General features: G+C 69.9%; 5 protein-coding genes. 4 read left to right on the forward strand and 1 reads right to left on the reverse strand.

What is annotated here, in order from left to right; all coding sequences use genetic code 11:
• Both ACFWF3_RS27230 and ACFWF3_RS27235 read left to right on the forward strand, forming a co-directional pair.
• Positions 1 to 811 (forward strand): aminotransferase class I/II-fold pyridoxal phosphate-dependent enzyme (locus ACFWF3_RS27230; RefSeq protein WP_379316232.1); only part of this gene is annotated, 811 nt, incomplete at its 5' end.
• Between the two features lie 97 nt (positions 812 to 908).
• Positions 909 to 2024, forward strand: coding sequence for a Nif3-like dinuclear metal center hexameric protein (locus tag ACFWF3_RS27235; RefSeq protein ID WP_379316234.1), 1116 nt, complete (start codon positions 909 to 911; stop codon positions 2022 to 2024).
• 6 nt (positions 2025 to 2030) lie between these two features.
• On the opposite strand, the gene ACFWF3_RS27240 is transcribed toward ACFWF3_RS27235, so the two are convergent.
• Positions 2031 to 2633, reverse strand: a complete 603-nt coding sequence (locus ACFWF3_RS27240; protein WP_379316236.1) for a hypothetical protein — start codon at positions 2631 to 2633, stop codon at positions 2031 to 2033.
• Between the two features lie 134 nt (positions 2634 to 2767).
• Between ACFWF3_RS27240 and ACFWF3_RS27245 the strand changes: the two genes are divergently transcribed.
• Together ACFWF3_RS27245 and ACFWF3_RS27250 are read left to right on the forward strand one after the other, a co-directional pair.
• Complete coding sequence (locus tag ACFWF3_RS27245; protein ID WP_378639441.1) at positions 2768 to 3505, forward strand: zinc ribbon domain-containing protein; 738 nt, start codon at positions 2768 to 2770, stop codon at positions 3503 to 3505.
• A 16-nt stretch (positions 3506 to 3521) separates the two neighbouring features.
• Positions 3522 to 3937, forward strand: a 416-nt coding sequence (locus ACFWF3_RS27250; protein WP_379316238.1) for a reverse transcriptase-like protein, incomplete at its 3' end; no start/stop codon positions are given.

A 3937-nucleotide genomic window follows, 5' to 3' on the forward strand; every position in this document is an offset into this window, starting at 1 on the left:
CATCCCGGTCACCAGGGTGATCCTGCAACGCCCGTACACCCTCGACCCCACCCTGGTCCCCGAACACGCAGACCTCGTCGTCCTGGGTAACCCCACCAACCCCACCTCGGTCCTGCATTCCGCGCAGACGATTCAGGCGCTGCGCCGCCCAGGTCGGACCATCGTGGTCGACGAAGCCTTCACCGACGCGGTCGTCGGTCGGCGCGCGCCCTCCGGCATCGCGGACGAGCGCACCTCCTGCTCGTCGTCCTTCGGCGGGGCATGCGTCGATGGCGATCCGGCGCCGGACGGCCATCTGCTCGGCGACGTCGTTTCCGGTGAGGCGGAGTCGCTGGCGGGTCTGTCGGCCCCCGATGTCATCGTGTTGCGCAGCCTCACCAAGACCTGGGCACTGGCCGGTCTGCGCTGCGGCTACGCCCTCGGCGCTCCCGAGGTCCTGGCCCGTCTGGCCCATGGCCGCCCGCACTGGCCGCTCGGTACCCTCCAACTCGAGGCGATCATCGCGACGGCCGAACCCGCCGCCGTCGCGGAGTCCCAGCGCTACGCCGCCCGCATCGCTGTCGACCGCACCGCGATGATCGACCGTCTCACCGCGCTCGGCCTCGACGTCCACACCCCGGCGACCGGACCGTTCCTCCTGCTCCGCGCCCGCGATGGCGCGCTCCTGCGTAAACGTCTCGCCGACCGCGGCGTCGCCGTTCGCCGGGCCGACACGTTCCCCGGCTTGGGGCCCGACCACCTCCGTGTCGCTGTGCGAGGTGCAGCCGAAGTCGACGGGTTGATCGATGCGCTGAACGCGGCACTGTGGTGAATCGGGCACATCGACGCGGACGCGCGCAGAGCGGAACAGCAGGCTCGGCGCGCGTGAACACCACGACGAATATTCCCACGCAACGAAGGAGGCGGCGGTGACCGACCTGGCCGAACTGATCGGGGTACTCGACGCGGCGTACCCGCCGCGACTGGCCGAATCGTGGGACTCGGTGGGGCTCGTCTGCGGTGACCCCGCGCAGGAGGTCACCAAGGTGGTCTTCGCCGTCGACGCGACCGCCGCTGTGGTCGACGAGGCAATCGGCTGGGGCGCACAGGCTTTGGTCGTCCACCATCCGCTACTGCTGCGCGGGGTCGACACCGTCGCCGCCGATACGCCCAAAGGCGCGCTGCTGCACCGGCTGATCCGATCCGGCTGTGCCCTGTTCTCCGCCCACACCAATGCCGACTCCGCCGACCCCGGCGTCTCCGACGCGCTGGCCGCGGCCGTCGGCCTCACTGTCACCGGCCCCTTGGATCCCAAACCCATCGCCGCCGTGGACAAGTGGGTCATCCAGGTGCCGCAGACCCACACAGCTTCCTTGATGTCGGCCCTGTTCACCGCGGGCGCGGGCGCGATCGGAGATTACCGCGAGGCCGCCTGGTACACCGCGGGTACCGGCCAATTCCTGCCCATCGCGGGTGCCGATCCGGCGATCGGCGCGATCGGCACAGTCGAGATCGTCACCGAGGACGCTGTCGAAGTGGTCGCGCCCCCGACCTCGCGTCTCGCCGTTCTCGCCGCCCTGCGCGCCGCCCACCCCTACGAGGAGCCCGCCTACCACGTCACCGAACGCGCACCCCTGCCGTCCTCGCTCGGCATCGGCCGCATCGGCGAACTCGCACAGCCCGAAACCCTGCGCGAGTTCACCGCACGCGTCGGCGTCGGCCTGCCACGCACCGTCTGGGGTGTGCGCGCGGCGGGCGATCCGGAACGTGTCATCGAACGGGTAGCCGTCTGCGGCGGCGCGGGCGACTCCTACCTCGACAGGGCCATCCGCGCCGGCGTCGACGCCTACCTCACCTCCGACCTGCGTCACCACCCCGTCGACGAGCACCTGCGGCGCGGCGGCCCCGCCCTCATCGACGCCGCTCATTGGGCCACCGAGTTCCCCTGGTGCGGTCAGGCCGAACAGTTCGTCAACATCGCCCTCCCCGCGGTGCGGACCCGCGTCTGCACGCTGCGCACCGACCCGTGGACGGTCAGCGGCTGATCGGCGTCACCACTGCGCCTGACCGGACCACGATCGGGCGAAGTCGGGATGTGCGCGCACGGTGACCGAGCTCGCGTCCGGTGCCAGGGTCGCTTCGAGGTAGCGGTCGGTGCGTACGAACACCGCGGGACCGAGCAGCACCGCGAGAAAGACGAGACCGACTCCGGCCGCGCACAGGATCCACGCGAACGCGGACGGACGGGCCATCATCAGCGCCCCGCCGACGAACAACGGCACCAGGCTGCTCACGTAGTAGGCGATCAGCTTCTTGATGCGCGCATCCGCCCGCGCCGCGCATCGCCCACATTCGGGCCACCGCGCCTTGACGATCGCGAGCGGCTCGTTGCAATCGACCACGAGCGCGCCGAGGGCACTCTTGGGCCGCTCCCACAGCAGCCGCCCGACACCTTCCTGGCGGTAGGCGCCCGGCTTGCCCCAGAACCGCAGGATCTGCTCCTTCGGCTCGATCGCGTCCTGCCCGTGCACGAGACACACCGGGGGTAACGGGGTCGCCAATGTCAGCTGAAGCTGGCGCGGTTCGGCGTGGGAGTCGAAGATGTGCGGGCGCAGCGGCAGTGCCAGGTCAATTCTCGGGTTCGATGTGGTCACACTTGCTTGGACGCGGCCGGGACGCGTTCGGTTCCCGCCTTCGGCCATCTCTTCGGGTCATGGCGTGATCACACCCGGCGGCGCGGTACGGTTGATCGATCCATCCGTCCACTGTGTTCAGGAGTTCGTGCGCGTTGAATGTCGAACCGTCGGTCCAGACCAAGCTGTTGCAGCTCGCAGGAGTCGATGCCGAGTTGACGCGCATCGCCCACCGCCGTTCCGCCCTGCCGGAACAGCAGGAAGTGACACGTCTGGCGGCCGAACGTCACGGCTACAAGGACGCGGCCGTGGCGGTGGAGATCGGCATCGACGATCTGGACCGCGACATCCGCAAGCTGGAGGGCGAAGTCGACGCCGTCCGCAAGCGTGAGGACCGCGACCGCGGCATGCTCACCTCGGGCACCGTCGCCGCCAAGCAGCTCTCCGAGATCCAGCACGAACTGGGCAGCCTGGAGCGTCGCCGCTCGGTGCTCGAGGATGAGCTGCTGACCGTGATGGAGCAGCGCGAGGCGATGCTCGCCGACCACGACCACGCCGGTGCGCGGCTGAGCAAGGCCGACCAGGACCTCGAGGACGCCGAACGTCTGCGCGACGAGGCGATGGCCGATCTCGAAGTGGCGCAGCAGCGCTGCGAGAAGGACCGCTCCGAGCTGATCGGCCTGTTCCCCGCCGACCTGATCGCCGTCTACGACAAGCAGCGCGCGGCGCACGGTGTCGGTGCGGCCCTGCTGCAGGCCCGTCGCTGCGGCGCCTGCCGGATCGAGATCGACCGCGGCGAGATGCAGCGCATCGCCCAGGCCGCGCCCGACGCGGTCCTGCGCTGCCCGGAATGCAGCGCGATCATGGTGCGCACCAAGGAATCGGGGCTGTGATCGCGGCGGTGCGCCGATGAGCCAGGTGATCGTCGAAGCCGACGGTGGCTCGCGCGGCAATCCCGGCCCGGCCGGCTACGGCGCGGTGGTGTTCGCCGCCGATCACGTGCGGGTGCTCGCCGAACGCAAGGAGTACATCCGCGTCGCCACCAACAACGTGGCCGAATACCGTGGTCTCATCGCGGGTTTGGCGGCCTCGGCCGAGCTGGGCGCCCGCGTCGTCACGGTGCGGATGGACTCCAAACTCGTCGTCGAGCAGATGTCGGGACGCTGGAAGATCAAGCACGCCTCGATGATTCCGCTCGCCGAGCAGGCACGGGCACTGGTCGCCGGATTCGATCGGGTGAGCTTCACCTGGATTCCGCGCGCCGAGAACTCGCACGCCGACCGGCTCGCGAACGAGGCGATGGACGACGGTGAACTCACCGGAAC

The sequence above is a fragment of the Nocardia sp. NPDC060220 genome (genome assembly GCF_042727815.1).
GTDB lineage: Bacteria > Actinomycetota > Actinomycetes > Mycobacteriales > Mycobacteriaceae > Nocardia.